The sequence below is a fragment of the Actinotalea sp. C106 genome (assembly GCF_023630195.1).
Classification (GTDB): Bacteria; Actinomycetota; Actinomycetes; order Actinomycetales; family Cellulomonadaceae; genus Actinotalea.
Map to the genome: position 1 here is coordinate 1 of NZ_JALPKN010000283.1, position 3,879 is coordinate 3,879.

A 3,879-nucleotide genomic window follows, 5' to 3' on the forward strand; every position below is an offset into this window, starting at 1 on the left:
GGCCTCGGCGCGGGCTGCGTCGGCCTGGTCGCGCAGCTCGAGCATCCAACGCTCGGGCCCCGCGGAGGCCCGTGCCGTGCGGGCCCGCGCGGCCTGCTCGAGCAGGAGCATCCCCGCGACCTCGCGGTCCAGGTGCGGCACGGTCGGGGTGACCGGACCCGGGGTCGAGTGCAGGGCGAAGGAGCACAGGCCCAGACGGCGCTGCAGGGGCCCCTCGCTCAGGCCGACCGACTGGGTGCGAGCGTGCGGCACGACGACCAGACGACGCACGAACCGCCCGGTGCGCGCGAGCAGGGCGCGCTCGGTCAGCGCGTAGCCGGTACGGCGGAAGGACCACGGGTCGAGCCAGCGCGCACGGCGCGGGCTCGTGACGAAGCCGCGCTCCTGGCCCGAGCCGGCGAGGGCCTCGTCGAGCAGGCCGCGGGCGTCGTCGGTGCCGAGGTCCGGCAGCACGAGCCAGAGTGCCAGCAGGGCCTCGTCGCGGTCCCCCACGGGCAGCAGCACGCTCTCGGTGGCCTGGTCGGTGATGCCGTAGCCCGCGACGTTGATCTGGACCCGCCACCAGTCCTTGCGGCGCCACAGCGGTCCCTGGGTGAGCTCGACGGCCTGCACGCGACCGGGCGGGACGGTCTGCGCCCGGGACTCGAGCAGCCCGTGGCGCAGGCGGATGCCGTCCGGGGACTGCGCAGCACGGAAGTTGAACTCCCCCGCGAAGCGGGTCCACAGCATCGCGCCGACGCCCAGCATCACGGGAAGGGCACCGACGATCACGCTCGCGGACCCGGCGGCGACCGCCGTGACCACGAGGGCGATGACCACGAGCACCCCGGCGATCATCGACCCCGAACGGACCAGGGAACCGACGAGGCGACCGGGGGTCACCGCGAGGACCTGGTTCTCCGGGGCTGCGGGGGCCTCGGGGTTGTCCTCGGTGCCGAAGCTCACCCCGGCCGCGCGGGCCAGGAGCTCGTTCCGCAGGCGCTGGGCGCCGTCCTCCTTGAGGAACGCCAGGTGGACCGCGGAGTCCGCGCCCCCGGCCACCTCGAGCTTGAGCTCGGCGAGGCCCAGGATGCGCGCCAGGATCGGCTGCACCACGTCGATGGCCTGGACGCGGTCGAGCCGCGCGCTGCGCTGCTGGCGGAAGAGGACACCGGTCTGCAGGTACACGGCCTCGGCGTCGACCGCGTACCGGGTCATCCGCCAGGCGAGGTAGGAGTAGGCGAACCCGATCAGGGTGATCCCGAGGATGGCCCCGACCAGGGGCATCCAGCCCAGGGAGTCCACGACGTCCTGGGCCTCGCGCACGTTCGAGGTCACCTGCTGACCCACGACGAACAGCAGCACCGCGAGGACCTTCCAGCCCTTGACCGCGGGGGTCACGGGGTGGACGCGGTTCCAGACGAGGTCCTCGTGGGCGGGCTGGCTCACAGCCCCGCCAGCTGGGCCTCGCCGCGGGTGGCGAGACGGTCGCGCAGCCGGGAGGCCTCCTCAGGGGGCAGGCCCGGGATGACGGCGTCGGAGGTCGGCGAGGCCGTGTGCAGCTGGACCTTGGCGATGCCCAGCTTGCGGTCCAGCGGCCCGGCCTGCACGTCCACGAACTGCATGCGTCCGTAGGGCACGACGACGATGGAACGGAAGAGGACCCCGCGACGCACCAGCAGGTCGTCGTCCCGCTCGGCGTAGCCCAGGGCCCGGACCTGACGGGGCACGACGACCACGACCCAGAGGGCCACCGCGAGGACTGCCGCGGGGAACGCCCAGAGCCAGGTGACCTCGGTGAGGACCGCGAGGACGACGCCGGCCGCGAGGGGCACCACCAGGGTCAGGGCCGACGAGATCAGCCGGGCGGTCGTGAGGCGCGGGGACACCGGCTGCCAGGGCACCCCGGGCGGGTCGAAGGGTCCGGGCGCGACGCTGGGCTCACTCATGCGGGTCATCCTCCCACTCAGACGGGGTCCCCCGTGGCCTCGGCGTCCCCCGCTCCGGGGTCGTCCTCGTCACGCCGGATCTCGCACCACCGCTCGACCACGAGACCCGCGACCACGAGGCCCACGGTCGCCAGGCCGGCGACCCCGGCCGAGAGCGCGAGCTCGCGTCGTGCCTCGATCCCCAGGTCCCCCAGGGGCACGAGGGCGTGGGCGACGTACCAGCCGGTCAGCAGGGCGCCCGTGTACGCCGAGGCCGTCGCGAGGACCACGGTGCGCGCCGCGAGCAAGGGGTCCAGCCCGGGCTTCTTGCCGCGGGTGTACTGCCGCACCGACCACCCCAGCCGCAGCACCACCCCGGCGATGCCGAGGACCACCAGGACGGCCAGCAGCGGCACCGGCAGGAGAGTCCCGCCGCGGGACTCCACGACCCGCAGGACCGGGTGCACGACCGCGGTCACGGCCAGGGCGACGAGGGCGAGCCGTCGCACCGAGGTACGTCGCATCAGGCGGGGCCCTCGGTGCCCCGCCACCAGTCCAGGGCCATCCAGCGGATCCCCTCGCGGTCGGGGGCGGTCTCGGCGAGGGCCGCGACCGGGCCGCCGCCCAGCCCGGGAAGCACGGCCCCGGGGTCCACCTCGGCCCACGGGACCAGCACGAAGGCCCGCTGGTGGGCGCGCGGGTGCGGCAGCTCGAGGTCGTCGGTCACGGCCATGGTCGAGCCGTGCAGCACGATGTCGACGTCGAGGGTGCGCGGGCCCCAGTGCTCGTCGCGGACCCGCCCGTGCGCCGCCTCGACGGCATGGCAGGCGCGCAGCAGACCCCGCGGGGACAGGGTGGTGACCCCGAGGACCACCGCGTTGAGGAAGTCGGGCTGCTCGGGCCCGCCGACCGCCGCCGTGCGGGCCAGCGGCGAGACCGCGGTCAGGTCGAGGCCGTCGACGTCGTCGAGGTCTCGGACGGCCTGGCGGAGGATCTCCTGGCTCGCCCCGGTGTTCGACCCCAGCGCCAGGACAACCTCGACCGGCTCCTCGGGCTCGAGGTGAAGACGGTCCGCGGGCTCGACCGCGAGGGGCACCGATGCGAGGGCTGCGGTCACCGGCGGTGTCCCGGGGCCTGCCCCGAGGTCGGGGGCGAGATGACCCGCCGCGTGGCCAGGGGCGAGGAGGTCGGGGGCGGGCACGGCGACCGACGGTGCCACCTCCGGGACGAGGGCGGGGACGACGAGGTCCGCGACCGACATCGTCTCGCCGGTGGCCTCGAAGGAGTCCTCTGACGGCGCCGGCCAGGTCGCCTCGGCGGCAGCGGGCGCCGCCCAGTCGTCCTCGGCGGCCGTGGACCAGAGCTCCTCGGGCGCCCCGGTGGCCGCCACCATCACGGGCGGGGCGCTGACCACGGGCAGGTGGCTGCGGTCCCGGTGGATCTCGACGGTGACGTCCGCGAAGGGCACCGGGATGGGGGCCTGGGGCTTGTGCAGGACGACGTCGACCGCGAGGACGGCGGGGTGGGTCAGGGCGACCGCAGCGATGCGCTCGGCGACCGTCTCCACGAGGTCGGCAGGCTCCCCGGCGAGCACGCCCACGACCTGCTCGGCCAGCACCCCGTAGTGCACCGTGAGGTCGAGCCGGTCCTCGGCCGCGGCGGGCCGGGTGTCCACGTGCAGCGCGACGTCCGCGACGAAGGTCTGCCCGTCGCGCCGCTCGTGCTCGAGGACCCCGTGATGGCCGGTGGCCGCGAGGCCGATCAGCCGGATCCGGTCGTGGGGGTGGTCATCGGTCCGCGGCTCGTGCACCGTGGTCTCCTTCACTCGTCCCCTGCGCGGTCATCCAGGCGGCAGCCACCCGCACGGCGTCCGCCGAGCCTGCCACGTCGTGCGCCCGGACGCACCAGGCTCCTGCGGCTGCGGCGAGGGCGCTGACCGCCGCCGTCGCCCGGTCCCGCTCGGGGGGCGGGG

The 3,879-nt window shown here is 75.3% G+C and carries 4 protein-coding genes and 1 pseudogene; all 5 read right to left on the reverse strand.

Annotated elements, in window-relative coordinates:
- On the reverse strand, window positions 1-1,428 hold a 1,428-nt coding region (locus tag L0B03_RS14945), incomplete at its 3' end, for a PH domain-containing protein (RefSeq protein ID WP_250447205.1).
- Window positions 1,425-1,937, reverse strand: a complete 513-nt coding sequence (locus L0B03_RS14950; protein WP_374204969.1) for a PH domain-containing protein — start codon at window positions 1,935-1,937, stop codon at window positions 1,425-1,427. The genes L0B03_RS14950 and L0B03_RS14945, both read right to left, overlap by 4 nt.
- An 8-nt stretch (window positions 1,938-1,945) precedes the next feature.
- Complete coding sequence (locus tag L0B03_RS14955; RefSeq protein WP_250447211.1) at window positions 1,946-2,431, reverse strand: DUF3180 domain-containing protein; 486 nt, start codon at window positions 2,429-2,431, stop codon at window positions 1,946-1,948.
- Window positions 2,431-3,717, reverse strand: a complete 1,287-nt coding sequence (gene folK / locus L0B03_RS19635) for a 2-amino-4-hydroxy-6-hydroxymethyldihydropteridine diphosphokinase (RefSeq protein ID WP_250447215.1) — start codon at window positions 3,715-3,717, stop codon at window positions 2,431-2,433. The genes L0B03_RS14955 and folK overlap by 1 nt, the downstream gene beginning before the upstream one ends.
- Window positions 3,695-3,879 (reverse strand): annotated as a pseudogene (locus L0B03_RS14965) (dihydropteroate synthase); the annotation flags it as partial. The pseudogene L0B03_RS14965 and the gene folK, both read right to left, overlap by 23 nt.

Bases quoted from the DNA above. Each gene is read 5' to 3' on its own strand.
- L0B03_RS14955 (WP_250447211.1), bottom strand. From the start codon at position 2,431: ATGCGACGTACCTCGGTGCGACGGCTCGCCCTCGTCGCCCTGGCCGTG.
- L0B03_RS14950 (WP_374204969.1), bottom strand. From the start codon at position 1,937: ATGACCCGCATGAGTGAGCCCAGCGTCGCGCCCGGACCCTTCGACCCG.